Here is a 26,028-nt window from a genome sequence, read left to right on the forward strand (position 1 = left end):
TCATAAAAAAGCTATACCATTTGCAGTCAAAAAAGGGAGGAATAAGAAAGATGAGAATCGTAAAACAGAAGAGAACGGCTGCAGCCGCCATGAGTATTGCATTGATTGCAAGCGTTTTCGCAGGTTGTAGTTCAGACCCTAAGCCCGAAGCGGGCAAAGGAAGCACAACGGCAGCACCAGGCAAAGAAGCGCCTTATAAATTTTCGATTATGATGAAGAGCTTTCAGAACGATGCCATTACTTCGGAGAGCAAAATATGGAAAAAGGTTGAAGAGTACACCAATACGAGTTTGGAGGTATTGTTTACCCCGGATGCGGCGTATAACGACAAGCTGAATATCACCCTTGCCTCAGGCTCAATGCCTTCGGTTATTTTTACAGCAAATGCGAAAACGCCTTCTATTGTCAACGCTATCAAAGGGGGAGCTTTCTGGGAAGTTGGACCTTATCTTAAAGATTATCCGAACTTAAGGCAAATGAATGCGACGATATTGAACAACACTTCGGTTAATGGTAAAACGTATGGTCTGTACACAGCAAGACCTCTAGGCCGCTTTGCTGTATCTTATCGCAAAGATTGGCTTCAAAGCGTCGGACTAAGCGAGCCTAAGACCGCTGATGATTTTTATAACATGTTAAAAGCGTTCAAGGAGAAGGACCCGGACAAGAACGGCAAGGATGATACGTATGGTATGGTCGTGACCAAGTACTCCGGCCCATGGGATATTATGCAGACTTGGTTCGGAGCTCCGAACAAGTGGGGTGTGGACAAAGACGGTAAGCTGGTTCCGGCTCATCTAACGAACGAATATATGGATGCTCTCAAATATTTCAAAAAGCTATATGATGAGAAGCTCGTCAATCAAGACTTCGCTGTGTATGATTCCGCGAAATGGAATGATCCTATCATTAATGGGCAGGCAGGCGTAGCGGTCGACGTAGTGGATCGTTCCTACCAGATTGATGAGAAAATGAAAGCTGGCAATGTGAAGGGCGAAATGGATATTATCGGAGCTATCAGCGGGAAGAATGGTCCTGTAACTCCAGCAACGACAGGATACGGCGGTATTTTCTTAATTTCCAAATCTGCAGTTAAAACGGAAGCTGAGCTGCGCAAAGTGCTTAATTTCTTTGACAAAATCGATGATAAGGAATACCAAATTCTCCTTTCTTATGGTATTGAAGGCACTCATTACAAAGTCGAGGATGGCAAGCTCGTAACGATTCTTTCATCGGATATGCCTCAAGCTCCAGACATCAACATTAAAAGCTTCAACCAAATGCTAATTGGAGTACCAAACGTATTGGATACCGCGTTCAAAGCGGGTACGCCTCTGAGATCCAAAGCTAATGATGTGAAGGCAGCAAATGAAAAGATTGCTTTGGCAAACCCGGGCGAGCCTCTGATCTCCGCTACGTATACGCAAAAAGGAGCTCAACTGGACCAACAGGTCGAAGACGCAAGAGTCAAGTTTATTGTAGGTAAATTGGATGAAGCGGGCTTTAAAGTGGAAATGGAGCTGTGGAAGAAAAATGGCGGCAGCGAGTACATTAAAGAAATGAACGACGCTTACGCTGAGAGCAAAAAGAAATAATAAGAAGAAGGTCCGGTCTGGGAGACAGATCGGACCTTTTTTCTGCTCCTTTCACCAAAGAATGGAGCTAGATCATATAATCGTCGTAGTAATCGCTTCTTTTGGGCTTTTTTCTCCGAATGAATAGCGAAATGAGCAGTATCGCAGCAAAGATGCCATAATAAATGCAGCATTCCAGCCAGTTCTTGGAGTTCATGAAGAAGATGATGGCAAACGGTAGAGGAAAGAGGAGTGAAAAGCAAATCGTTTTTTTCAAGGACGCACCCGCCAAACGTTAAGTTATCCCTAATCATACCATTAATTGGTCATAATTTGAACAGCCGGAGGCTTGCAATGTTAGATCATACGGATGCCTCAGGTGGCAAAGTTTCCTAAGGCGACCTTATCTGCTATTATTTAATGGAATGCAGCGTGAAAAGGAGCCATTATGAACAAAAAGATCTTATTTTTCATCGGTTTTATTGTTGTTATTGGTATCGTTTTGGTATTGGGTCAAGTACAATGGGGAGCTAATCATTATCAGAACAAAGTAGCAGTACTCACGTATCACCATATCGATCCTGTCGAATCTGAGTATACTATATCCCCTGAGCGGTTCCGGGAGCATCTGATGGCTTTAACAGCCAATCATTACAAGGTAATCTCCACATCAGAGTTTGTGGCCTTTCTGAAGGACAATAAACCGATCCCGCCGAATGCGGTAGTCATTACATTCGATGACGGCTATGAATCGTATTACAAATATGCTTATCCCGAGCTGAAAAAACAGGGCATGACTTCAACCAATTTCCTTATTGTTAATTCTGTTGGAGACCGCACGCCGGAAACACCGTTTATGACTTGGGACGAAATCAAGAAGATGAATGATGACGGCTTTGATTTCTTCTCTCATACATTTGATTCACACGGCTTTAATACGGATGAGAAAGGGAAGCAGGTTTCCCCGCTGACACATCGGATATTTCTAGAGTCAGAGAACCGGATGGAAACGGAGGATGAGTATAAAAATAGAGTCGTCAAGGATTTGAGTCAAGCGGAGAAAATACTTCACGATCAATTAGGGAACACCTTATCCATCTTGTGCCTACCTCATGGAAGATACAATCAATCCCTCATCGATTTAAGTAGACAAGCAGGCATTCATTACATCTATACAGGCGATTACGGATTAAACTCAACGGGTGATACATTAATCAAAAGAGTAACAGCGGGAGTACCTACTTTAACAGGAGAGGGACTCGTCGATAAAATGAAAAAAGAAACTACCTTGTTGGGTAAAATGGAAAATTTTATAAAAAATATCATATTGCAAGTCAGATATCGTTACTTTTAGGACTGAGTTATATTCATTTAAGGAATGAAGTGAAAATGAGGGAAGTGAAAACAAGAGTATCAATCTTACAACAGATTGATACTCTTGTTTTTTTATTTTGATTAGGTGAAAAAGGAGTCAATGATCCGATGGGGATTGGCCTGCTCACCTTGGGAGAACACATATATTTGTTTAGTTATTTTAGTTAAATTAAGTAAATAAATATAGGAAATATAAATTGACCAGTTTAGTTAATGATGGTATTATCTGGGTTAAGATAGCAGAATTTCATGAGATGTTTATTGCGTTTTTCTCGAGAAATATGATTTTGTAATGTTGCATATTTTTCTGCTAAACGAACTAAACATATCTAGTTCAATTCGGTATTCACGGTTATTCTTTTCAAGAACTAATGCAGTGTTCGAATAATAAGGGCTTGCCTAGAAGAGGAGTGTATAGGTTAATGAAAGCTAAAGTGAAGTCATTCATCGGTGCAGCTGTAGTCATCTCATTGGTCTCCGGCTGCAGTCAGCAGCAGGCGTCTCAATCTGTTGTGGACGAAGTAAAAACATCCGCTCCAATTCTGAACGAGCCCGTGGAAATTACGGTTTACTCGGCACCGGGAGATTCTGAAGAGTCTTGGAATGAAAATTTTGGAAACGCTATCAAAAAGAAATTCCCTAACTATAAGATCCATTTCATCAACCCCAGGGGCAATGACGCTTTAAAAATTCAAAATCAGATGGTAGCAGGACAAAACATTGATATTTATTATGAATCCATCGGAGCTTTTTTCTCGAATGTACCTGATTACGGCATTCAGTTTGACATGAGCGATCTAGTTAAGAAATATAAGCTTGATGTGAACCGATTTGAGCCAACTACGCTAGAAGCGATGAAACAAAATGCGGGTGGTCAATTATGGGGATTACCTGTTTATACGAACAGTATGGTGCTCTATTATAACAAGGATATTTTCGATAAGTTTGCCGTCCCTTATCCGTTGGATGGAATGAGCTGGGATGAAGTCTTGACGATTGCGAGGAAACTGAATAAATCAGATGGTGGTAAGCAGTATATGGGTCTTGCCGTATCACCGGCCCATATTCTCAAAATGAATCCATTCTCTATCCCAATGGTAGATAAAGTTTCAGGGACGGTGACAATAAATAAGGATGAACGGTGGAGACAGTTGTTTCAAACCTACTTTGTCGAACCTGCATCAGATACAGGCTATCAAGAGGCGATTCAAGCTATGGGCAACAGATTACCGTACACAGGCGAGTTCGTTAAGGATGGTTCCGTAGCTATGTTTGAAATGTTATCGAATTTGCCCACGTTAATACCTGAGTTTTCAAACATCAATTGGGATATGGTCTCCACTCCGACTTTTAAAGAATTGCCAGGAGTAGGTACCCAAAGCTACCCTACTTATTTTGCTATTCCGAACTTTAGTAAGCATAAGGAAGAAGCATTTCAGATCATTCAATATTTGACTTCTGATGAAGTGCAGAAAGAGAATGCGAGAAAAGGTGTTATGTCGGTTTTGAACGGGCAAGAATTCAAGGATATCTACGGTAAAGATAGTAAGTTTCAGGGAAAAAACTATAAAGCGGTGTTTTACGACCGGTTTCCAAACATTATGAGCAAGACTCAATATGATGCTATCGCGGAAAAAGCTTACACCAAATCTATTGTAGATCTGTCGCTTGGAAAAATGGATCTTAATACCCTCTTTCGGACTGTGGAAGAAGAGGCTAATAAAGGAATCGAGAGCATTAAAAAGAAGTGAAAACAAGCTCAAGTTAGCTATTGAAGGAGGGATTCCATGCGACGTCAATTGATATCTCTACTGACCATCTGTCTTTCTGCGGGAGTTGTTCTAAATGCATGTACCCATAAAGAGGGGAATCAACAGTCTCAGGAGCTAAAAGGAACTGGAAGTACAATGAATGAAAGAACAGAATTGTTTTTTTACTCCGGAGGCGGTGACACTACAGAGGCTTTTGATGCACGGTTCGGCGAGGCGCTTCGCAAAAAATTTCCTAATTACGATATTACCTATATTCCTGTAGATCCTAAAAACAGGCTGCTGGAGTTGATAACAGGGGGAAAAAGAATTGACTTTTATTATGGATCTATAGGCGTTTTCCCCGAGTTTATACAGGCTGGACTCCAATTGGATATGACGGAATTAGCTAAAAAGCATCAAGTGGACTTGAGCAGCATAGAACCGACCCTTGTCGACGCAGCAAAAGTGGTATCGGATGGTAAATTATATGGTTTACCCGTCTTCAATAACATAATGGTAACGTACTACAACAAGGCTTTATTTCAAAAATTCGGGATTCCTTCACCGAAAGATGGCATGACATGGGAGGAGATGCATGACCTTGCCCGAAAAATGACTCGCAATGACGAGGGAAAGCAATATATCGGCTTGGTTGTTTCGCCTACACATGTGCTTAGAATGAATCAGTTTTCACAGCCTTATGTAGATTCGAAGACAGAGATGTCTACGATCAACAGCGATATATGGAAGAGGATGTATGAGACTTACTACACCATTCCCGCCCAAGATCAAGGCTACAAAGACAGGATTACTGCTCTGAGCAATAAGCTGCCGTACAAGGATGATTTCCTTAAGGATCAGAATCTGGCTATGTTTGTTTACTTATCGGACCTGCAATCGATTTTATCCAAGGAAATGTCAGGATTGGATTGGGATATTGTCTCCATGCCGACCTTCAAGGAGCTTCCTGCAACGGGCTCTCAAGCATATCCAACCTTTATGAGTATCACCAATCAAACCGTCAATAAAGATGCGGCGATGGAAGTGTTAAAATACTTAATATCTGAAGAATATCAGACTCTTGCCGCAAAAAAAGCAACCATACCTGTGTTAAAAAATCCAGCGGTACAAAATGCTCTAGGACAAAGCACAGAATTTAAAGACAAAAATTTAAAAGCCATATTTTACAATAAAATGGCTCCTATTTCTCCAAAAAGCAAATATGACAGTGCAGTGGAAAAAGCATATACCAAACCGCAGGTTGATCTTTCGCTTGGCAAAATCGATACTAATACAGCATTGCGGTCTGCTGAAGAAGAAGCTAATAAGGTGATCGCCCAAGAGAAATTAAAGTAGCGTATGTAAATCGAGTTAAGTCCAGAGTAACATCTGGACTTTTTTCTTTTACTTGTTCAATTCAAGCGGCATTTTGGTTTAAATAAGTTTATGTACCCCTTGAATACAAAAAAGTGCAAATCGAGAAAGAAAGTACTATCCAAATCTGGACGAAATCAAAAAAGTGCCGTTGTTTGAAACCCGCGTATCGTTTAGTCTTTTACAAGTAGCAGCAGACTTTATGATAATGGGGTGGATGGAATGAGTTCTAATGAACAAGGAAAAGGTAAAGTTTGGCCGGCAGAGTGGAAAGTAACAAAGGATTTGATCACAGGAATTCCGATGCGGCAATTAACGAATCATTTATCGCATAGCTTTCACCTCTATTTTACTAACGACGGTTGGTACGATAACGGCAATAAACTGTTATTTGGTTCTGATAGGTTCAACGCCACGAATTTATACAGTATGGATTTACGTTCAGGAGAAATCACACAGCTGACAGACTATCAGGAAGGACCTCCTGCGAATCTTCAACAAACATACATCAATCCGAAAGGGTATGAAGCTTACTTTAGCAAAAATAATCAAATTATCTCCATTAACCTGCAAACTTTCGAAGAGAAGGTCATTTATGAAGCTCCGAAGAAGTATACTTTAGGCAATATGAGCTGCACCTCGGATGGTGAATGGCTGTGCACATGCGTTAAAGAAGACTTATCTGATCGCATTCAGACTTCATTAGGAGCAGGGTACATTGGTTTTGAAGAAACAGCAAGAGCAAAGCCTCACTGTAAAATTGTTAAGATTCCTGTTACCGGTGGAGAATCGACTGTTATTCATGAAGAGAAAGTGTGGATAGGGCATGTGAACACCTCTCCAACTCAGCCGCATTTACTTAGCTTTTGCCATGAGGGGCCTTGGGATCTCGTCGATCACCGCATCTGGTGTCTGAATATGGAAACGGGCGATGTATGGAAAATTCGTCCTTCAGAAGACAACGTATTTGTCGGACATGAATACTGGCACGCCGATGGAATAACGATTGGTTATCATGGTTATACGGAGTCATTATCCAACAAAGATGGCAAATTTATCGGTTCAGTCAAATACGATAATACGAACAGCCAAGAAAGTGCATTTCCGTTCCAAAATATGCACATTCATTCAAATAATTCCAGTTTGATCGTTGGTGACGGACAGCAAACCAGCGCTTATCATGGTGATCAATTCCAGGATACGATATGTCTTTGGAAAAATAGCGATGGCGTCCTGGAAGGACCCCGTATTTTGTGTCGGCATCGCGGGAGCTTCCAAGCCCAAAAGCTCCATGTTCATCCGAGATTTAGCCCGGATGGAAGCAAAGTATTATTTACTAGCGATATGACCGGTTACGGGAATCTGTACCTGGTAGATGTGCCGGATTTTGATTCGCTGCCTAAGCAGCCTTAATTATATGAGTATACAACAGGCTGCAATGTAGCAGCCTGTTTTGCGCTGCTTAAAGCACATACATCTTAGAGAATGAAGTCGGAGGGTAACTGCCGTGTTGCGACAACAGAAAAAACAAATGACCTTATGGATGCTGGCATGGCCGATATTTTTGGAAATGCTGCTGCAATTTTTACTTGGAACGGTTGATACTTTGATGGTTAGCCATATATCGGATGGAGCGGTTGCGGTTATTGGCATCTCTAATCAGCTTTTCGCAGCAGTGAACATCTTATTTACTGCTCTTGCAAGCGGCACCGGGATTCTGGTAGCACAGAAGCTGGGCGCTAATCAGGCTGGTACAGCAAGATCTTTAGGGATTGTAGGAACCAATATATGTGTAGGTGTCGGGATAGGTCTCAGCGTCCTTCTCCATTTTGGTGCCGGTCCAATCACTAGGATGCTTCAACTGCCGGAATCACTACGCCCGATGGGTGAAACGTATATTTCTATCGTTGGCGGAGGCATGGTGCTGCTTGCTGCAATGACGGTACTAAGTGCAGTCATTCGTAATACAGGGAATACGAGAAGTCCCATGATTATCGCAATAGGAATGAATGTGATTCATGTCATAATGAATTATATCGTGATCTATGGAGCCTTTGGATTACCCGTTCTAGGTTTACAGGGAGTTGCTTTCTCTACAACGATCAGCCGGCTTATCGGTGTAATCATGCTTCTAGTCGTATTCCGACATACCTTTGCGAAGTCGATAGGATGGAAGGACTTCCGGCTTATGGATAGGACATTAATGAAAGAAACGTTCAGATTGAGCTGGCCTCTGGGAGTGAACAGTTCATCTTGGTGCTTCACGCAGCTGATTATTTTCTCGATCATTGCAACGCTCGGGGCCAAGGAGTTGAGTGCCAGAACGTATATGAACACGATGGAGTCTTTTTGCTTCATGATTGGATTTTCGGTTGCGTTAGCTGGACAGATTCGTATCGCAAACCTGCACGGGGCAGGAGAACACTCCTTGGCTTACAAATGTGCCTTTCGTACTTTATGGATTGGGTTGGCATTTGTTCAGGCTAACGCTTTCCTGCTTTATGGATTTGGACAGGAGGCGATTCAGCTTTTCACCTCAGACCAGGAGATTATTGCTTTTGGCGTTTCACTTCTTGGGCTGAATCTTCTTTTGCAGCCTTCCAAAATGCTCAATATGGCAGTAGGAAATGCGTTAACCGCAATAGGGGACACGCGATTTATTATGATTTGCGGCACAGCCTCTCTATGGATTATCGCTGCCGGTATGTCTTACTACATGGGTATCAAGCTCGGATGGGGGCTAACCGGTATTTATATAGCTATGATTGCAGATGAATTAGTAAGAGGCATGCTGGTATTGTATCGTTGGAGGTCGTTATTCAAGCATCGTATCCGTGCGGTGAGTAAGGGAGCTGCGTTATAAGGGATAATATTCGAATAAGGTCTAATAGCCTATTGATCTTCTCCTTCATTCAGAGGTAAACTAGACAATCGAAAGAATTCCGTAAGCATTCCAACGCGGATGGGGAGAGGAGAACTTCACTTGAGATTACAAAGAATAATGATTCCTGTCGCTGCTCTCAGCGTTATGTTTTTACTGCCTGCAGCTGCCGTGGAACCTTCGGTGTCCGAACGCCAACAGCTGGTTGAGCCAAGTAGCATATCGTTTCAAATTCCTATGAATAATTACTGCAGTCCGGAGAATTCGCTGGACTTTTCATTTCAATTATCCAATGCGTCCAATTCGGCGGCGGATATAACGGTGCGCTTCTTCGAGCAGGATGGTACAGAGTTCAAAGAAGAGGGATCCTCCTACCGGGAAATTGAGTCCGATATCACACCGGGTAAGCCAATGAAATTACAAGCCCATGCAACGGGGTTATATCATATTAATTTTGGGAATCACAAACAGTGCAGCGAACGAGTTTATTTAGGAGAAATTGCGGTTAATTCCGGACAAGTTTCCTTGCTGGCAACAGGTTGGGTAAATACGGCAGGAGTTAATGAGAAGGTTATCGTCAACGAAAATCGCAAATTTGATCTCTCTGCTCCTGTTAGTCTATCTGGCACATCAGGTAAGTAGTAGAAAATGGAGGAAGCATCTTTGGCAACCAACTGCTGCGCGATTTTTGCGTGGACGGCTGGTTGTTTTTGTTGTTTCTAGATCCAATGAACGCAAAATATTAGTTTTGTACAAGAATGTATTAGTATTGAACATCCAACATGCAGTACGTATCGAGATATGATAGAAATACTACCAAGACTAACCATAACTAAAGTGAACCATTTCAATTCATTATCTGGAGAAGAGGGGAACAATGAATGGAAAGAAAATTAACTTTCAAAATGGTATCGTTATCCTTAGGTTTAGTTATGGTAATAAGCGGGTGTAATGCAGCAAAAGAGACTAGCAACACTGCGGAGGAACCCGGAAGCAAAGTAAACAATGATCCCATTACCCTCACATTTTTTACGGCTCAAAATTCTGTGTATGCAAATGAAAGCGGTTTCGATAATGAGATTGGTCAGTACATTAAAAAGAAATTCCCCAACGTAACCATTAACCACATCCACAAGGCAACGGGACAAGATTATGCCGATCTTGTGGCAGCAGGAACTATACCGGATATCGTGTTGGAATCAAGCGGCAATATCATTTCCAAAATAAAAGAGTTTGATTTAGCTAACGATATGGCTGATCTCATTAAAAAGCATAACTTTGATCTCTCAAGAATGGATGAGGCTGCGATTGCTCAAGTTAGAAACGCCAATCCTGACGGGCAATTATGGGGCTTGCCTTTTACACTTAGTAATATTGTCATGTTCTATAACAAGGATTTGTTCGATAAGTTCGGGGTGCCGTATCCTAAAGATGGAATGACCTGGGATGAACTTTATGATGTAGCGAAGAAGATGACCCGCTCCATTGATGGGGTGGCATATAAAGGGCTTTCCATGCATCCGGGTGTCATGACGAGCTACAATCAACTATCGTTAACTCCCTTGGATTTGAAAGAAAATAAAGCCGCAATTAATACTGAGAAATGGAAAACCCTGATTGAAAATTATAAGCGGTTCTACGATATTCCAGGCAATGAATTTACCAATATAGATGACTTTCCAAAAGGGCAAATGGCAATAGGAATCCATGTCGCTGAGAAAGTCACCAGCTGGTACAACGCAAACAAAGATCTAAACTTCGATCTAGCTTCTCCACCTTCATTCAAAGATTTGCCGAATACTGGGATGCTGCCGAATACGTATTCTTTATTCATTACGAAAAACTCCAAGTACAAAGACCAAGCCTTCCAAATTATCCAATACTTATTGTCCGATGAAGTGCAATCTGAATTGTCCAAGCAAGGCATTGTCACACCGCTGAAAAGCAAAGCTGTACACGATTTATACGGTCAAAGCCTTCCTCAATTAAAAGGTAAAAACACAGGAGCGGTGTATTATAGCAAAAATGCGCAGCCTCCAGCGCCTAGAGCCTCGGGACTCGTGTACTACAGCGTTAACACAAGCAAAATCTTCGATAATATCTATAAAAACAATATGGATGTGAACAGTGCCATACGTTCCGTGGAGGAAGAGTCTAACATAGCCATACAACAATTGGTTTCGCAAAAGGGTGGCAAGTAGCCGGACAGGAAGTTCCCCTATCTTCAAATGACATCCATAGGCTGTCGTCAGTTTTTAAACAATGCCCTACAGATAACTAGTACACAATCATCGCTTATACATATCGTAAAAGTACGATGACTAATTGTGGAGGGATCATTGTTGAAAATCCTCATGGTAGCGCCGGAACAACTTCCGGTACCAGGGAACGGGTCCGTAGAAATTTGCATGCTTTCCATTGCCAAGCAGTTTGCGTCCAATCATCATGTTACCATAGTGAGCCGCCAAAGCTCAGGACTTCCCAGAGTAAGCCGTCTTGGGAATATGACTATTGTTAGAGTGTCAACGGGGTCCCCGCGAAAATATATTTCATCTGTTTTGCATTACATCCGTGGAAAACAATACGACATGATCCAGGTGGACAATCGCCCCCACTATATGGCTCAAGTGAAGAAGGCTTTTCCAAAAACTCCAGTGTCACTGTTCCTTCATTCGCTAACCTTTGTTCCGCAAACGAAGAGTGTGGAAGCAAGCATGGCCAGAGCCAATCTGATTATTGCCAATAGTCATTCCTTGAAAAGCAATCTATCCCGTTTGTTTCCATCACAAGCCCATAAAGTACGAATGGTTCATCTGGGTGTCGATGTGGATCGGTTCAAGCCTGTTAATCGTCATGGGGAATCTGGATCCTTTCACGTATTGTTTGCAGGTAGGGTGATACCTCGCAAAGGAGTTCCGGTTTTGATCAAAGCGATAAGTATTGCGCGTAAGCGGAGACCCGATATAAGCTTGACCATCGTAGGAGGTGGAAAACCTCACTATGTTGGGACACTGAAGTTGCTTGCTGAAAGATATGCGGTTCCAGCACGGTTTACCGGCAAAATATCGCATAGCAAAATCCATACCATGTACAAGAAGGCTCATTGCCTGGTCTGTCCTTCTCAAGAGCATGAGGCGTTTGGCTTGGTTAATGTGGAAGCGATGGCAACAGGTCTTCCCGTTATTGCTTCGAACATCGGAGGCATCAATGAGATTGTAAAGCATGGCTCCAACGGCTTCCTTGTTCACCGCTACCGTAATCCTGAAGCTCACGCCAAATTTATTTTGAAGGTCGCACAAAACAAAGAAATGTATGTTCGTCTAGCGAGGCAAGCAAGAAAGGATGCCGTAAGCCGATTCAGCTGGGGGCAAACGGCTTCCAATCTAATAACAATTTATAATTCCGCCCGATAAATAATATTTATCGGGTTTTTTATGTTTACATAGAACTTGAATTCATAATGAATTTCAAATCAGTTAATAGATTTTTAATAAATGGTTCACAGGCGGTTTATTTTTGAAATGTACAATGAATTTTGTAAGTCGATTAACAAAGTTCATAGGAGGCTAGAGCATGAAGAAGAAATGGTTAATGCTTGGAAGCGCGGTAGGAATAAGCGGGGTCGTTATGATCACGACCGGCCTGTCGGCGATGGCCAGCACATCCGGGTATGACACATACAAAGCCGCTTTCAAGAATACGAAAACGATCCAAAATGTAAGCGTGCAGGCACAATCTGTATTGCAAGACAACGGGAACGAGCTTACCAGCGCGAACGGAACGTTCAAGCTTAGCCCGCAAAATCACTTGGCGAGCGGGTCGGTAACCGTAAAAGGCAGCGGTGCTGAGCAATCGCTGCTCTTTTACAAGCAAGCAGATGGAACCGTTGTGAAACCAAGCGGCACAGATGTGTATTATGTCAGACAAGAGGGCAAGGAGAAGAATTGGAATACAAATAAAATTCAAGATCATGAGGTCATGTCCCAGCAGGTTGAAACTGTCATTGATGCCCTTGTAGGGAACTTGAAGGACTATGTCACGGTTGACAACAAAGCAGACGGTACCAAGCAGGTTGCGGTGGAGCTGACCAATTCTCAAATCCCGGCAGTGGTTAATGCTATTGCTCCAATTGCAATCAAGCAAGCGACAAGTGGACATAAATGGGGTAAGGAGAACAAATCCGATACACCAACCAAGCCGATTCCATTCGACGAACATACTTTGAACGCTAATGTTCCTCAACTGACACAAGATATTAAAATTGACAAGGTCGCAATCAAAGCAGACATTAATGCGGATAATTATATCGAGCATCAGCAAGCGGATGTTACGGTTTCCGGGAAAGATGCCAGTGGCACAGCCCATGTACTTACACTGCACTTGAACGCGGATCTTTCCAATTACAACAATACAACGCCGGATACGGTAGATTTGACAGGAAAGCAAGTACAGTCATTGAAACAAGACAATCGTCAAAATAGAGAAAATAAATAAGTGTATTCCTGTTGCAGCGGATAAAGCTTCATGAAGGTTTTATCCAGCTGCAATCTTTATTTAGAGGAGGGTGGGAATCGAATGAATGCGATTGTATCCATTCGGCAATTAAGCAAAGCCTATGGAAAAGAGAGAGGCATATCGGATATTGAGCTCGATCTGTTCCCTGGAGATATATATGGTCTCCTAGGACCGAATGGAGCCGGTAAAACGACTCTTTTAAAGCTGGTCACGGGATTAATTCGCGCCGATAAGGGAACGGTGAGTCTGTTCGGTTCAAATATTTCGGATCAATATGAGCTAGCCATGAAAAGAGTGGGTTGTATGATTGAATCTGCAGATTTTCACGATTTTTTGAGTGCAGACCAATATTTGCGTTCGGTAGCCCGTTTTTATCCGGAAATCAATGAGAAGCGAATAGATGAGATGCTCAAGATCGTAGGACTGCAGCATGTTCGGACATATAAAATTAAACATTATTCTACCGGAATGAAGCAGAAATTGGCGCTGGCAGCAGCGGTTATGGCAAAACCGGAGTTTGTCATACTGGATGAGCCTACGAATGGACTCGATATCGAGGGAACCGTCATGTTTCGCAATTTGGTTACTAAGTGCTCGCAGGAGCTCGGAACGACGTTTATTATTTCCAGTCACATGATACATGAGCTGGAGCAGCTGTGTAACAGAGTTGGCATCCTGTTCGACGGCAAGCTAAGGACGGAAGGCAGAGTATCTGATTTGCTTGCACACAAGCAATCTCTGGAGCAATTTTATATACATCAGTTGGAAAGCGCAAAGGAGGCGAAAGGGCTTGCATAGCTTGAAGGTTGGGATTGTGAATGAGCTTTATATGCTTCTATATAGAAAAAAAACCATAGTGCTGCTCTGTTTTTCCGCATTATTACCCATTGTTCTTGCGCTTTCTCTTCACAAGCTGCAGCCGCTGATGGGATTGGTTGCCGTCAGTAAATCGTTCCCAATTGACATGCTGGGCTTTTATACAGCATTGTGGATACCTATCTTTATCTTCTTGACAGCAGCGGATCTTTTTCCGAATGAGGTATCTTCAAGAACCTTGAAGCTATCGCTTCTTCGTCCTATCACCCGGTTTCGCGTGTTTGCAGCCAAAGCTTCTGCCTTGTTGATTGCCATAGCGGCCATTTTATTCCTGTTAGGAATCGTTACGGTTATTTGCAGTTTGGCTATCGGTTCGGCAGGCACCTTCAATGGAGTCGAGGTGGTTAAAGCCTATTCGGCTGCGTGGCTGTCCATGGCTGCTGTATCAGCATTGTTCATCTTTGTTGCACAATTTTTTAACAGTGCCAGCGGCTGCTTTGCGTTTTCAATCTTATTGTACATCGCGGCCAAAATTGCGCCGTTTTTCACAAGCGCAGTGTCTTCCTTTTCTCCGGTGTCCTATACAGATTGGCACTTGATGTGGCTCAACAGTACCGTATCGCCATTAAAGCTAATGACCACTTCTGTATTCCTGCTTTCGAGCTGCATCTTGTTTTTCTCACTCGGATACTTTATTTTTAATCGTAAAGAAGTTTAATTGCCGGAGAGGATCATTCATGTCCATACGTTTCAAACTGCTTTTGTCTTATGCTGCTATGCTGATCATTCCGCTAATTCTGATTATAATGACAGCCGCTCTGTTGGTCGTTGCTTATCGAGGCGATTTGCAAAATATACGGGAAGAATATAAGACGCCGGAGATATCGTTCAACGATCATCAGACAGAACGTTTGATGAAGGAGATTAAGCGTAATACAGAGAGTAATACTACGGTCTTTAGAGATAGAGCCTATTTGGATGAAATAGAACAAGAACTGGCAGCATTCGGGTCAGAGCTGGTTGTAAGAAGAGACAATCAACTGACCTATGTACCGGAGGCATTAAAGGATTCCGAGCTGCTTCCACAGCTGCCAATCTTCGATAGACCCGGACATAGAGAGCTTGAATCTGCCAAACTGGGGAAGCAATTGTACTCGATTGCGCAATTCGATTTTTGGTATCCCGATCAGCATCCAGGTACTGTGTTCGTTCTTAATAAAGTAAGCCCATTTGCGAATTTTGCACGTAAATTTTTCCCGGTGCTGTTTTTGTCCATACTGATTATTCTAGTTCTTACGAATGCAGCGCTTACTTACTTCGTCTCCAAAAGTATCATCGTCCCTCTGCGTCATCTGGAGAAAGCGGCCAAACGGATTAAGGCAGGAGATCTGGATTTTCACGTTCGTCTGAACGGAAGGGACGAAATAGCTCAATTAGGGCAAGCATTTGAAGAAATGCGCTACAAGCTTCAGGAATCGATTCAAACTCAACTACAATACGAAGAGAACCGTAAGGAACTTATCTCGAACATTTCTCATGATCTCAAAACACCATTAACCGCGATACAGGGATATGTCGCTGGAATTCAAGACGGGGTAGCGGATACGCCGGACAAAATGAACAAATATATTAGAACCATTTCCTCTAAAGCTGGGGAGATGGATCGTCTCATCGATGAGCTGTTCCTTTACTCTAAGCTGGATTTGAAGCGGGTTCCGTTTCAATTTGAACTCGTGCGTGTGTTGGCTTTTTTGCGAGATTGGACGGATGAACTACAGTTTGAATTGGAGAAAAAGGGCATTCTTTTCGAAATGGACATACAAGTTAAGCCAACAACACAGGCCTCTATAGACCGAGATAAACTCAAGAGAGTCATCTCGAATATTATGGATAACTGTGTGAAATATATGGATAAAACAGAGAAGAAGATAGGACTCCGAGCATTTCAAACGGCCTCATCGATAGTCATTGAAATATCGGATAACGGCCGAGGTATCGATGCCGAGGCTTTACCTCACATTTTTGATCGATTTTATCGTGCGGAGCCATCCAGAAATCAACTTACTGGAGGAAGCGGACTGGGGCTAGCTATAGCCAAGCAAATTATCGAGGGTCATGGGGGGCATATTCAAGCCCACAGCGTGAAAGGGGAGGGTACACGGGTTTCTATCACTCTTCCTGCCAAGTATAAAATAGAAACGGTGATATGATGAAACGGATCTTAATCATTGAAGATGAACAGTCGATTGCTGAGCTGGAAAGAGATTATTTGGAGATTAGCGGCTTTAAGGTTGATATTGCAAGTGATGGGGAACAAGGCTTGGAGCTTGGACTGAATGGAGAGTATGACTTAATTATTCTTGATTTGATGCTGCCAGGAGTCAATGGCTTCGATTTATGCAAGCAGATCCGGGAAAAGCGGGACCTGCCTATTCTTATGGTCACGGCAAAAACGGACGACGTCGATATCATCCGAGGACTCGGTCTTGGTGCTGATGATTACATCACAAAACCATTCAAGCCCTTGGAGCTGGTTGCTAGAGTAAAGGCACATATGGCCCGATATGAACGTCTTATTGGCAGTAAAGACACCCAAGATTTGATTGTGATCCGGGGACTAACGATTGACCACGATTCCCGCAGAGTGTTTCTGAACGACCAAGAAATCATGTTGACCATAAAAGAGTTCGATCTGCTCTATTTTCTCGCCAAAAATCCGAATAGAGTGTTTAGTAAGGACCATTTGTTCGAGCGGCTCTGGGGAATTGATGCTTTAGGGGATACTCAGACTGTAACTGTGCATGTCCGCAAGCTGCGTGAGAAAATAGAGATGGATACGGATAATGCCCAATATATTGAAACGGTTTGGGGAGCAGGGTACCGGTTTAGGGTTTGACATTCACAATACTTGGGAGTACCATACGTTTAATGATATCGTATGATTTACTGATAACGTATTACAAGTATGAGGTGATTAAACATGGTGAAAAAAAGACAACCAGCAGCGCCGAAGCAGGAGTCTAATGATAAGCCGACTACATTGAAAGACTTGTTGAATCCGGAAGTGGTCAGCAAGTTGAAATCACAAGCCGATGAGATGAAAGCCAAAGAGGCGGAGCAAAGAGAAAAGAACCGACAAGAGGCGGAAGATGCCCGCAAAGCGGAAAAAAAGCGGCTTGAGAGCGATTTTGGTTACTTGCTGGAGAATAGCGGCATGGACTGGCACAAATATAAGAATTAGAATGCATCTGTTCGAGGTTTGACGGACATTCTAAGATTATGTACAATGGGAAGCTGAAGAAGGGCGCACGCCGGACGCTCTTCTTTTTTTGTGTTTGAAGGGAGAAAGGACATATGCAACAAGAGAAAACTTACAAGGGGAAAATGATTCAGTTCTTTACGATTCTGGGTCCTATTCTGATGACTCAAATCAGCCTTAACGCGATGACGTTATTCGATACGATGATGTCGGGCAGAGCGGGCACGAACGACTTGGCGGGAGTCGCTATCGGAGCGAGCTTATGGATGCCGGTTTCGATCGGATTGAATGGTATTTTACTTGCCGTTACACCGCTTGTCGCTCAGCTCTATGGCAAAGGCGATGTGAAGCAAATTTCAAAGACCGTAACTCAAGCGCTTTATTTATCTTTATTGTTAGCGATCGTCATTGTCATCGCAGGCGGATTTGCATTGAACCCGATTTTGACGGGGATGAATCTGGAGGCTGCAGTTCATCATATTGCCAAGCAATATTTAATCGCTCTATCCTTCGGCATTATTCCATTGTTCATATCTAGTGTACTTAGATATTTTTTCGATGCGCACGGATACACGAGGATATCTATGACCATCATGCTGGTGGCTGTGCCGATCAATGTGCTTATCAATTACTTGCTTATATTCGGCAATTGGGGATTTCCTAAACTAGGGGGAATCGGTGCGGGTTATGCTACAGCCATTACCTACTGGTTGATTCTAGTTTTCAGTATTGTGATGACTTTTAAAGTAGAAGCGATGAGCCGCTACAAGCTGTTCGTGGAGTGGTTTGCTCCATCATGGAAAACATGGAAGGAGCAGCTCAAGATCGGCGTTCCTATGGGGTTGTCAGTCTTTTTCGAGGCCAGTATATTTTCTGTTGTGACCCTGCTGATGGGTATGATGTTTAATACGGTAACTATCGCAGCTCATCAAGCGGCCATTAGCTTCACTACTATGATCTTCATGATTCCTTTGAGTATATCTATGTCCTTGACGATTATCATTGCTTATGAAGTGGGGAGCGGACGATATAAGGACGCTCGTCAGTACAGCCGCTTTGGAGTGTTAATGGCCATTGGAATCTTGGCGGTATGCTCCGTTTTCTTATATGTTTTCCGGGAGCAGATCGCTTATTTCTATACTGATAGTCGGGAAGTCGTAGAGCTAACGATGCAATTTCTTATATTCGCTATCGTCTACCAGTTGTCGGATGCAGCACAAGCTTCCTTACAAGGGGTGCTCCGAGGATATAAGGATGTTACGTTTCCGTTTATCATTGCACTGGTATCCTATTGGCTTGTCGGCATGCCGACGGGCTATGCGCTAGCTGCTTATACCGAATGGGGGCCTTACGGATTTTGGCTCGGTATTACAATTGGCCTGACATTTGCAGCCGCAGGGTTCTATGTCCGTTTGCTCCGGGTCCAGAGAAAGTATCGAGTTGGGAGCCAAGTTGTCACGAAATAGATGGAACTATTTGACGATTTTATAATTCAGATAAGAAGATGTGAGAGATTTTGATCCAGATCAGATCATTCAATGGAGCGATTCAAAAGGATACTCAACTCAAGTAAATGAGAATAACACCAAAAAATACGCTGGCGTCGATATTCCTTCGACGTCAGCATAATCTTTTTCTAACTATCCAATAAATGACCAGTCCTATATAATACATGAGAATATCGTATGGATCAGGTGTTGATTGTTTATAGAAAGGGGTTATATACTCCCAATACAAACCAACTAGTAAGATAAATATGCTCAAACCGTAAAAATTCAAATATAATATACGCAAAAAGTGAGTTAATAATATATTTGAGTAGGACAGCAGAATAATGGATGCTAGTAAATCATTGTAATACCCAGTAAAAAACCAATGTAAGGAAGAATCGATAGATTTAAATAATAATTCATTCAAACCATACATGGAAAAGCAGATTCCTAAAATTGCTATATCTTTTAAGGTGTATTTATAATTAGTCTGTATTAGTTTTAACATAACGATAAGACGATAACAGCAAGTATGATGCCTCCAGCTACACCGAAAATTATTTTTGCCATTTGGTTGCACCTCGATATATTATGACTTTTGAATTAGGTTCTAATATATCAAAAAGTGTAAAATTATGGAATGGGCAAAAGTGTTTTTTTATAGGCGCCAATCTGAGGTGATGATTCAATTGAATAGTGAGATTAAGCGTGAGCGAAGCTGCCCTTTTTGTGGTGGTGAAAATAAATGCAGTGTTGAAAGCGGTGATTGTTGGTGCTTCCATACCAAGGTACCTCAAGAACTACGTGATCGAATACCAGCCGAGTTGCGAGGACAAGTATGCATTTGCCGCAAATGCGTAGAAGAATTCAAAAATGAGCAGCATTAATTATTAAATGTATTTTTTTAAGCGGTGGTATTGCTTTTATTTATATAGTTGCTATATAATTCGTGTAAGGAAGTTCGTATCGACCCTTTGAGGTATAACACCCTCTTTTGCCTGATCGGTAGGATTTTGGTAGGGAGCCAGTTCAACAACAGATCATTTGAAGAACTTGGAGATTGCAGTTATTTTCATTGATCAGGAATATTAGGCTTGTCCAAGCAACTATTGAGAACAATGACATAGAGGATAATAAAACAGAATATGGTCGATCTTCGGGGTAGGGTGAAATTCCCGACCGGCGGTGAAGGGTGCAAGTATTGGCCCATAGCCCGCGACTCGTCATTTGCTTTATAGCATTGACGACTGATTTGGTGGAATTCCAAAGCCGACGGTACAGTCCGGATGGGAGAAGGTCAAAACAAGCATGTACTTCTGGTACGGTTTCTTTTTCGTGAAAAACTTTCCAGATCCACGCCTGTTTATGTATGCCCCGTTGTCACATTTGTTGATAACGGGGCTATCTTTCTTTCGAAGCTTCCTTTTCATATTTACAGGAGGTTATGGAGATGGAGAACACATTTGCAGCATCATCAGAAAAAACGGGCGGATCTAAGCTCGGAAGTAGAGGCGGAGTATGGCTGGTCGCGCTTGGCGCAGCCTTATGGGGTGTAGACCCTTTGTTCAGAATATTACTTCTGAAATACTTTACGTCCTCACAAATCGTATTAATGGAGCATTTACTGTTGCTCTTGTACTCAGTACCGGTATTATGGATCTATAGAAGCAAAATACATGGATTGACGCTGAAGCATATCGTTGCTCTCTTATTTATATCCTGGGGCGGTTCGGCGATTGCTACCATCATGTTTACTTCGGCTTTTGCACACGGCAATTTGAACGGGGTTCTGCTGCTGCAGAAGCTTCAGCCATTATTTGCTATCTTGATGGCAAGATGGATATTGAAGGAACGCTTACCTGCTAAGTTTTCCATATTTATCGTCATGGCGCTTGTGGGAACCTACCTATTAACCTTTGGTCTATCGTTCCCTTTTAACGGGCTATCTGAATTCGGCTTAGCAGGAGGTTTGTTATCTATTGGAGCGGCTGCATTGTGGGGCGGTTCTACTGTTATGGGACGTTTGCTGTTGGATAAGCTGCCGTTTGAATCTGTCACGGCACTTCGCTTTATTTTGGCGCTGCCGCTACTCTTCTTTACGACATGGATGGGGGGAGAGGCTTGGCACTTCCCGATACAGACAAATGACTGGGCCGCGATTTCGATCAACTTGGTGCTCCAAGCTTTTTTACCGGGATTGTTCAGTTTGCTCTTGTATTATCGAGGATTGTCTAACACGAAAGCTTCCTTTGCAACGTTAGCGGAATTATTCTTCCCGGCAATCGGCGTCTTCGTGAACTGGCTCGTATTTCATCAATCTATTACGATGGCGCAGATCGCAGGCTTCGTATTGATCTGGTTCATGCTCTTTCAGTTATCGAGACAGCAGGACGGACTCGAGTCTAATTTGGCGGTACAGCCGAAGCTGGCAAGAGAACGTTCATAAATGAGATTAATCTAAACCGTATTTTAATAGGTACGGTTTTTTTGTTACGTACTTATGGGCCAAATTGATTTTGAAAAGGATGGGAAAATCTTCATTAAATATTCATAGTGTCTTCATCAGATCTTCATGAAACTTATCAGCCAGAGTGATAAGATACTTTTACCAAATCAATTTAGACATAGTTTAAATATAAAAAGAGCTGCTCAAGGAGGAATCATCTATGTACAAAACAGTCATTATCGGAACAGGCCCTGGGGGGTTAACATCTGCAATCTATTTGGCAAGAGCCAATCTCAATCCGTTGGTTATTGAAGGTCCGGAGCCAGGTGGTCAATTAACGACGACAACAGAGGTCGAGAATTTCCCAGGATTTCCTGAAGGGATCATGGGGCCGGAATTGATGGCCAATATGCGCAAGCAAGCAGAGCGATTTGGAGCCGAGTTTAAAACCGGTTGGGTTAACAAAGTCGATTTATCCAAGCGCCCATTTACTTTATGGGTGGAAGGAATGGGGGAAATTCAAGCGGAGTCCATTATCGTCTCCACTGGAGCTTCAGCCAAGTACTTGGGTATTCCTGGGGAAAGAGATAATGTCGGCCGCGGTGTGAGCACATGTGCTACCTGTGACGGATTCTTCTTCCGCAACAAAAAAATTATCGTCGTTGGCGGCGGAGATTCCGCAATGGAAGAGGCTAACTTTTTGACTCGTTTTGCTTCTGAAGTCGTACTGGTAAATCGCAGGAACGAGCTTCGAGCTTCCAAAATTATGCAGGACCGCGCCAAACAAAATGCTAAAATCAGCTGGAGCTTGAACCGGACACCTTTGGAAGTCGTTAGCGGTGAGAAAGGCGTAACCGGTTTGAAAGTCAGAAATAACGATACAGGTTTAGAGGAAATTATCGAGACGGATGGTATTTTCATTGCCATCGGTCATACACCAAACACCAAGTTCCTTGATGGTCAACTAACGACGGATGATCACGGTTATTTGCAAGTATTGCCAGGCACTACCGAAACTAACATTCCAGGTGTATTCGCCTGCGGGGACGTTCAAGACAGCCGTTATCGCCAAGCGATAAGCGCCGCTGGAACAGGCTGTATGGCTGCTCTGGATTGTGAAAGATTTTTGGAGAATGCCGAGTCAGAGGCTTTAGTATCGAATCATTAATCTCTTTCATCTTCAATCCAACTACAAGGAGGGCTTCTACAATGAGCGCAAATCTGAATGAAATACTAAACCGTCAAATCGCAAACTGGACTGTACTGCACATCAAGCTGCATAATTTCCATTGGTATGTAAAAGGTCATCAGTTCTTTACGCTTCATACGAAGTTCGAAGAGCTGTATACGGAAGCTGCTCTTCATATCGATGTATTGGCTGAACGGCTATTATCCCTCGGAGGAAACCCTGTAGCAACACTGAAGGGCTCATTGCAATTAGCTTCTGTCCATGATGCGGACGGAGGAGAGAATGCTGAACAAATGGTTGAGAAGCTCGTTAATGATTTCCGCACCCTAATCGAGGAACTGAAGGCCGGGATGAAGGCTGCTGCGGAACAGCAAGATGAGACAACTGGGGATTTGCTTCTTGGTATCCACGCTGGTTTAGAGAAGCATGTGTGGATGTTGAATTCTTTCCTGGGAAAATAAAGATTCCTGGAAATTATCGTAATATACGACGCAAGAAATCAAGCTGACCCGATATTTGGTATCGGGCAGCTTTTTTATGTAGGCAAGATGTCGAAAAATGGTGTAAAATCATATTATACGAATGAACTTAAGCTTAGTATTTGTGCTCCTGAGGCATTAAGCCAAGCGCAATGCTATTGCTTATATTCTCGATGGGTGTCGCATCCAAGTTTTCAATGTCTTGGTGTGCGACAGGGGTATGCATGATTTCTTCAGCCTCGCCTTCGGTTAGTTTTCGGTCGAATTCATGCTCGAGCTGTTCCTGTTGTTCGTTATCCATTTGGCATCATCCTTTCTGTATCCTATGGTGGGCAATTCAGCAAGTTTTATACAAAAATGGAGCCTGCCTACGGTAGAGTACGATAGATGACCAAAGTGCGGTAGAATACATATAAGGAGTAGAGTCATGATTTCAACCATTATTTTATTTTTATTGGCCGGGTTAGCCGAAATTGGAGGAGGGTATTTGGTCTGGCTCTGGCTTAGAGAGTCCAAGTCGATGGGGTATGGCATCGCAGGCAGCCTGATTTTAGTTTTGTATGGCATTCTGCCCACTTTGCAAAGCTTTCCAAGCTTCGGACGTGTATATGCCGCTTACGGAGGCGTCTTTATCGTGATGGCCGTCCTATGGGGCTGGCTTGTCGATCGGAAAATCCCCGATATGTACGACTGGATTGGAACGGTCGTTTGTATTATCGGGGTGTCTATAATGCTATGGGCACCTAGAGGTTAGTTATCATATTGCTGGTTTTCGGAGAAAATATCGATGAAATGCCTTGCACTTTTGGAAAGATAACGGTCCTTCAGCCATAACAAGCCGACATCAGATTGAAAAGCTGCGTCCCGGATAGTGAGTACCTTAATATTGGGAAGCGGAAACGATGCCATGACGGATTTCGGAAATACCGTTGCTCCGATTCCAGCCTCGACGAGCGCCATAATGATGGCCACACTGGAGCATTCGCAAATCACACTCGGTTCGAACCCGTGACGTCGACACTCATTCATAACCTTTTCATGCAGACCGGTTGTTTTATCCGTTTTGAGTGTTAGGAACGGGTAATTCGCCAGTTCGAGCATGTCCATGGAATGTTTATCGGGGTCAGGACACCAATGGCTCGGAAGAACTGTAACAAAAGGATCCGAGGGCAGAGGGAGGATCGAATAAGGGTGAGTTTCGGAAGCGGATTCGAACGGTAGGCGAGCTACAACCAGCTCGATTTGACGTTTTTCCAAATGGTAGCCGAGCAAATAATGGTCTCCCTCTAATATTTTAAAAGTGACCTGGGGATATATTTGGCGAAACCTTTCGATCCGCGGTGGAAGCAATGAGATGCAGGAAACAACGGAACCGATGGCTAGCATTCCATTCATTCCTTCTTCAAGCTCCTTTACTTCCTGTATCGTTTCGTTGAATTTCTGCAGCAGGCTCTCTGCCTTGCGCTGGAGCAGCTCTCCGGCGTGAGTCAAGCTTAGCTTATTCCCATTCCGGTCAAACAGGGTGACATTCAGTTCCTGCTCCATTAGTTTTAACTGCCGGCTCAATGGAGGCTGTTCCATATTTAAAGCCTTGGCGGCACGGGTAATTTGACCTTCTCGCGCTATGGCCAAAAAATAGCGTAATTGTCGAATATCCATCAAGCTCTTCCTTTCTTCTCAATACCTAATAGGTATGGGAACCCCATAAAACAGATATTTTTAATATACCTAATCAAGTGATACGATTCAACTAATAAGTATGATAATTATGGTAAGGGGATGTATTCAATGTCGAATCTTTCTATTAAAATCGAACGTACAACAACGCCTAAGCAAAAACCGGATGAAGCTAAACTGCCGTTCGGCAAATATTTTACGGACCATATGTTCATTATGGATTATGAAGAAGGACGCGGCTGGTATGACCCTCGCATCATTCCGTACCAACCTATTATGATGGACCCTGCTGCCAAAGTATTTCATTACGGCCAAACCGTATTTGAAGGACTTAAAGCTTACAAAGGCTCCGACGGCAAAATTCTTTTGTTCCGTCCGCAACAAAATTTCTTGAGATTAAACCGTTCGAATGAACGTATGAGTATCCCTGCGATTGATGGTGAGGTTTGCCTCGAAGCATTGAAACAGCTTATCAATGTGGACCAAGACTGGATTCCTTCCGTAGAAGGAAACTCTTTGTATATTCGTCCTTTCATCATTGCTGACCAAGCAACATTGGGTGTATCCCCATCGCTTAATTATAAATTTATGATCATCATGTCGCCGGTGGGTGCTTACTATGCAGAAGGTATTCACCCGGTTAAAATTTACGTGGAATCCGATTATGTTCGTGCGGTAAAAGGCGGCACAGGTAATGCCAAAACAGCAGGTAACTACGCAAGCGGCTTGAGAGCACAAGAGGAAGCTACAAGCAAAGGCTATTCTCAAGTGCTGTGGCTTGACGGTGTTCATAAAAAGTACATTGAAGAAGTAGGAAGCATGAACGTATTCTTTAAAATTAACGGTACGGTCGTTACTCCTGAATTGAACGGCAGCATCTTGGACGGGATTACAAGAAACTCCATGATTCAGCTGTTGAAGCATTGGAATGTTCCTGTTGTAGAACGTCAGCTCAGCATTGATGAGATTGTAGAAGCGCACAAAAACGGAACTTTGGAAGAAGCATTCGGTACTGGAACGGCAGCTGTTATTTCTCCTGTCGGCGATTTGTACTACAACGATCACCAAATGATCATTAACAACGGTCAAACCGGAGAGCTCTCCCAAAAGCTGTATGACACATTGACTTCGATTCAGCAAGGTAAAGCACAAGATCCATTCGGATGGATGGTTGAAGTGAAACAACAGGCTCTTCAATCCTAA

25 protein-coding genes and 1 riboswitch are annotated in these 26,028 nt (G+C 43.0%); of the genes, 22 read left to right on the top strand and 3 right to left on the bottom strand.

Going from position 1 to position 26,028, the window contains the following annotated elements:
- The first annotated feature begins 50 nt into the window (after window positions 1-50).
- On the top strand, window positions 51-1,595 hold the full coding sequence (locus BP97_RS0131595; RefSeq protein ID WP_028552658.1) for an extracellular solute-binding protein: 1,545 nt from the start codon (window positions 51-53) through the stop codon (window positions 1,593-1,595).
- Window positions 1,596-1,662: 67 nt separating this feature from the next.
- Here the strand turns inward: BP97_RS0131595 and BP97_RS40475 are convergent, their stop codons facing one another.
- A complete protein-coding gene (locus BP97_RS40475) occupies window positions 1,663-1,851 on the bottom strand; it encodes a hypothetical protein (protein ID WP_156043452.1) in 189 nt (62 codons plus the stop codon).
- A gap of 171 nt (window positions 1,852-2,022) precedes the next feature.
- Here BP97_RS40475 and BP97_RS38155 point away from each other — a divergent pair, with 171 nt between their 5' ends.
- The 19 genes from BP97_RS38155 to BP97_RS0131690 all read left to right on the top strand — a co-directional run bounded on the left by BP97_RS38155 (window position 2,023) and on the right by BP97_RS0131690 (window position 23,130).
- Window positions 2,023-2,928 (top strand): polysaccharide deacetylase family protein, encoded by a 906-nt coding sequence (locus BP97_RS38155; RefSeq protein WP_051621090.1) that lies wholly within the window; start codon window positions 2,023-2,025, stop codon window positions 2,926-2,928.
- A 442-nt stretch (window positions 2,929-3,370) separates the two neighbouring features.
- Window positions 3,371-4,699: an ABC transporter substrate-binding protein gene (locus BP97_RS0131610; protein WP_028552659.1), complete on the top strand. Its 1,329-nt coding sequence runs from the start codon at window positions 3,371-3,373 to the stop codon at window positions 4,697-4,699.
- 36 nt (window positions 4,700-4,735) lie between these two features.
- Entirely contained in the window at window positions 4,736-6,055 is a 1,320-nt protein-coding gene (locus BP97_RS0131615) for an ABC transporter substrate-binding protein (protein ID WP_028552660.1), read from the top strand.
- 240 nt (window positions 6,056-6,295) lie between these two features.
- Entirely contained in the window at window positions 6,296-7,486 is a 1,191-nt protein-coding gene (locus BP97_RS0131620) for an oligogalacturonate lyase family protein (RefSeq protein ID WP_028552661.1), read from the top strand.
- Window positions 7,487-7,580: 94 nt separating this feature from the next.
- A complete protein-coding gene (locus tag BP97_RS38160) occupies window positions 7,581-8,936 on the top strand; it encodes an MATE family efflux transporter (protein WP_231506527.1) in 1,356 nt (451 codons plus the stop codon).
- 120 nt (window positions 8,937-9,056) lie between these two features.
- Window positions 9,057-9,596, top strand: a complete 540-nt coding sequence (locus BP97_RS0131630) for a hypothetical protein (RefSeq protein WP_156043454.1) — start codon at window positions 9,057-9,059, stop codon at window positions 9,594-9,596.
- Between the two features lie 239 nt (window positions 9,597-9,835).
- Window positions 9,836-11,155, top strand: a complete 1,320-nt coding sequence (locus BP97_RS0131635; protein WP_028552663.1) for an ABC transporter substrate-binding protein — start codon at window positions 9,836-9,838, stop codon at window positions 11,153-11,155.
- A 141-nt stretch (window positions 11,156-11,296) separates the two neighbouring features.
- Window positions 11,297-12,367: a glycosyltransferase family 4 protein gene (locus BP97_RS38165; RefSeq protein WP_036746905.1), complete on the top strand. Its 1,071-nt coding sequence runs from the start codon at window positions 11,297-11,299 to the stop codon at window positions 12,365-12,367.
- A 160-nt stretch (window positions 12,368-12,527) separates the two neighbouring features.
- Window positions 12,528-13,448 (top strand): hypothetical protein, encoded by a 921-nt coding sequence (locus tag BP97_RS0131645; RefSeq protein ID WP_028552664.1) that lies wholly within the window; start codon window positions 12,528-12,530, stop codon window positions 13,446-13,448.
- An 81-nt stretch (window positions 13,449-13,529) separates the two neighbouring features.
- Window positions 13,530-14,267 carry an ABC transporter ATP-binding protein gene (locus BP97_RS0131650; RefSeq protein WP_028552665.1) on the top strand — a complete coding sequence of 246 codons (738 nt, stop codon included), beginning with the start codon at window positions 13,530-13,532 and terminating at the stop codon, window positions 14,265-14,267.
- Window positions 14,260-15,003, top strand: a complete 744-nt coding sequence (locus BP97_RS0131655; RefSeq protein WP_028552666.1) for an ABC transporter permease subunit — start codon at window positions 14,260-14,262, stop codon at window positions 15,001-15,003. The genes BP97_RS0131650 and BP97_RS0131655 overlap by 8 nt, the downstream gene beginning before the upstream one ends.
- Window positions 15,004-15,022: 19 nt before the next feature.
- Entirely contained in the window at window positions 15,023-16,495 is a 1,473-nt protein-coding gene (locus tag BP97_RS0131660; protein ID WP_028552667.1) for a sensor histidine kinase, read from the top strand.
- A complete protein-coding gene (locus BP97_RS0131665; RefSeq protein ID WP_028552668.1) occupies window positions 16,495-17,181 on the top strand; it encodes a response regulator transcription factor in 687 nt (228 codons plus the stop codon). The genes BP97_RS0131660 and BP97_RS0131665 overlap by 1 nt, the downstream gene beginning before the upstream one ends.
- Window positions 17,182-17,265: 84 nt before the next feature.
- Window positions 17,266-17,526 (top strand): YqkE family protein, encoded by a 261-nt coding sequence (locus BP97_RS0131670; RefSeq protein ID WP_028552669.1) that lies wholly within the window; start codon window positions 17,266-17,268, stop codon window positions 17,524-17,526.
- A gap of 113 nt (window positions 17,527-17,639) precedes the next feature.
- Window positions 17,640-19,010: an MATE family efflux transporter gene (locus tag BP97_RS0131675; RefSeq protein WP_028552670.1), complete on the top strand. Its 1,371-nt coding sequence runs from the start codon at window positions 17,640-17,642 to the stop codon at window positions 19,008-19,010.
- Between the two features lie 704 nt (window positions 19,011-19,714).
- The gene (locus tag BP97_RS39995; protein ID WP_081824473.1) at window positions 19,715-19,921 is read left to right on the top strand and encodes a cysteine-rich CWC family protein; all 207 of its coding nucleotides are present in this window, start codon (window positions 19,715-19,717) and stop codon (window positions 19,919-19,921) included.
- A 261-nt stretch (window positions 19,922-20,182) separates the two neighbouring features.
- Window positions 20,183-20,336: riboswitch (FMN riboswitch) on the top strand.
- A gap of 148 nt (window positions 20,337-20,484) precedes the next feature.
- Window positions 20,485-21,480, top strand: a complete 996-nt coding sequence (locus BP97_RS38175) for a DMT family transporter (protein WP_051621091.1) — start codon at window positions 20,485-20,487, stop codon at window positions 21,478-21,480.
- Window positions 21,481-21,700: 220 nt separating this feature from the next.
- Window positions 21,701-22,648 carry a thioredoxin-disulfide reductase gene (gene trxB, locus BP97_RS0131685; RefSeq protein WP_028552671.1) on the top strand — a complete coding sequence of 316 codons (948 nt, stop codon included), beginning with the start codon at window positions 21,701-21,703 and terminating at the stop codon, window positions 22,646-22,648.
- A gap of 41 nt (window positions 22,649-22,689) precedes the next feature.
- A complete protein-coding gene (locus tag BP97_RS0131690) occupies window positions 22,690-23,130 on the top strand; it encodes a Dps family protein (protein ID WP_028552672.1) in 441 nt (146 codons plus the stop codon).
- A gap of 133 nt (window positions 23,131-23,263) precedes the next feature.
- On the opposite strand, the gene BP97_RS0131695 is transcribed toward BP97_RS0131690, so the two are convergent.
- The gene (locus BP97_RS0131695) at window positions 23,264-23,449 is read right to left on the bottom strand and encodes a hypothetical protein (protein WP_028552673.1); all 186 of its coding nucleotides are present in this window, start codon (window positions 23,447-23,449) and stop codon (window positions 23,264-23,266) included.
- Between the two features lie 126 nt (window positions 23,450-23,575).
- On the opposite strand from BP97_RS0131695, the gene BP97_RS0131700 reads away from it, so the two are divergent.
- Window positions 23,576-23,902 carry a YnfA family protein gene (locus BP97_RS0131700; RefSeq protein WP_028552674.1) on the top strand — a complete coding sequence of 109 codons (327 nt, stop codon included), beginning with the start codon at window positions 23,576-23,578 and terminating at the stop codon, window positions 23,900-23,902.
- Here the strand turns inward: BP97_RS0131700 and BP97_RS0131705 are convergent.
- Window positions 23,899-24,807, bottom strand: a complete 909-nt coding sequence (locus tag BP97_RS0131705; RefSeq protein WP_028552675.1) for a LysR family transcriptional regulator — start codon at window positions 24,805-24,807, stop codon at window positions 23,899-23,901. The genes BP97_RS0131700 and BP97_RS0131705 overlap by 4 nt on opposite strands.
- 129 nt (window positions 24,808-24,936) lie before the next feature.
- Between BP97_RS0131705 and BP97_RS0131710 the strand changes: the two genes are divergently transcribed.
- Window positions 24,937-26,028, top strand: coding sequence for a branched-chain amino acid aminotransferase (locus BP97_RS0131710; protein ID WP_028552676.1), 1,092 nt, complete (start codon window positions 24,937-24,939; stop codon window positions 26,026-26,028).

The organism is Paenibacillus sp. UNC451MF, from assembly GCF_000686845.1.
Classification (GTDB): Bacteria; Bacillota; Bacilli; order Paenibacillales; family NBRC-103111; genus Paenibacillus_S.

Bases quoted from the DNA above. Each gene is read 5' to 3' on its own strand.
- BP97_RS39995 (WP_081824473.1), top strand. From the start codon at position 19,715: ATGATTCAATTGAATAGTGAGATTAAGCGTGAGCGAAGCTGCCCTTTT.
- BP97_RS0131645 (WP_028552664.1), top strand. From the start codon at position 12,528: ATGAAGAAGAAATGGTTAATGCTTGGAAGCGCGGTAGGAATAAGCGGG.
- BP97_RS0131705 (WP_028552675.1), bottom strand. From the start codon at position 24,807: ATGGATATTCGACAATTACGCTATTTTTTGGCCATAGCGCGAGAAGGT.
- BP97_RS0131670 (WP_028552669.1), top strand. From the start codon at position 17,266: ATGGTGAAAAAAAGACAACCAGCAGCGCCGAAGCAGGAGTCTAATGAT.
- trxB (WP_028552671.1), top strand. From the start codon at position 21,701: ATGTACAAAACAGTCATTATCGGAACAGGCCCTGGGGGGTTAACATCT.
- BP97_RS0131595 (WP_028552658.1), top strand. From the start codon at position 51: ATGAGAATCGTAAAACAGAAGAGAACGGCTGCAGCCGCCATGAGTATT.
- BP97_RS0131660 (WP_028552667.1), top strand. From the start codon at position 15,023: ATGTCCATACGTTTCAAACTGCTTTTGTCTTATGCTGCTATGCTGATC.
- BP97_RS0131690 (WP_028552672.1), top strand. From the start codon at position 22,690: ATGAGCGCAAATCTGAATGAAATACTAAACCGTCAAATCGCAAACTGG.
- BP97_RS0131695 (WP_028552673.1), bottom strand. From the start codon at position 23,449: ATGGATAACGAACAACAGGAACAGCTCGAGCATGAATTCGACCGAAAA.
- BP97_RS0131620 (WP_028552661.1), top strand. From the start codon at position 6,296: ATGAGTTCTAATGAACAAGGAAAAGGTAAAGTTTGGCCGGCAGAGTGG.
- BP97_RS38155 (WP_051621090.1), top strand. From the start codon at position 2,023: ATGAACAAAAAGATCTTATTTTTCATCGGTTTTATTGTTGTTATTGGT.
- BP97_RS0131635 (WP_028552663.1), top strand. From the start codon at position 9,836: ATGGAAAGAAAATTAACTTTCAAAATGGTATCGTTATCCTTAGGTTTA.
- BP97_RS0131700 (WP_028552674.1), top strand. From the start codon at position 23,576: ATGATTTCAACCATTATTTTATTTTTATTGGCCGGGTTAGCCGAAATT.
- BP97_RS0131710 (WP_028552676.1), top strand. From the start codon at position 24,937: ATGTCGAATCTTTCTATTAAAATCGAACGTACAACAACGCCTAAGCAA.
- BP97_RS0131615 (WP_028552660.1), top strand. From the start codon at position 4,736: ATGCGACGTCAATTGATATCTCTACTGACCATCTGTCTTTCTGCGGGA.
- BP97_RS0131665 (WP_028552668.1), top strand. From the start codon at position 16,495: ATGAAACGGATCTTAATCATTGAAGATGAACAGTCGATTGCTGAGCTG.
- BP97_RS0131650 (WP_028552665.1), top strand. From the start codon at position 13,530: ATGAATGCGATTGTATCCATTCGGCAATTAAGCAAAGCCTATGGAAAA.
- BP97_RS38175 (WP_051621091.1), top strand. From the start codon at position 20,485: ATGGAGAACACATTTGCAGCATCATCAGAAAAAACGGGCGGATCTAAG.
- BP97_RS0131675 (WP_028552670.1), top strand. From the start codon at position 17,640: ATGCAACAAGAGAAAACTTACAAGGGGAAAATGATTCAGTTCTTTACG.
- BP97_RS0131610 (WP_028552659.1), top strand. From the start codon at position 3,371: ATGAAAGCTAAAGTGAAGTCATTCATCGGTGCAGCTGTAGTCATCTCA.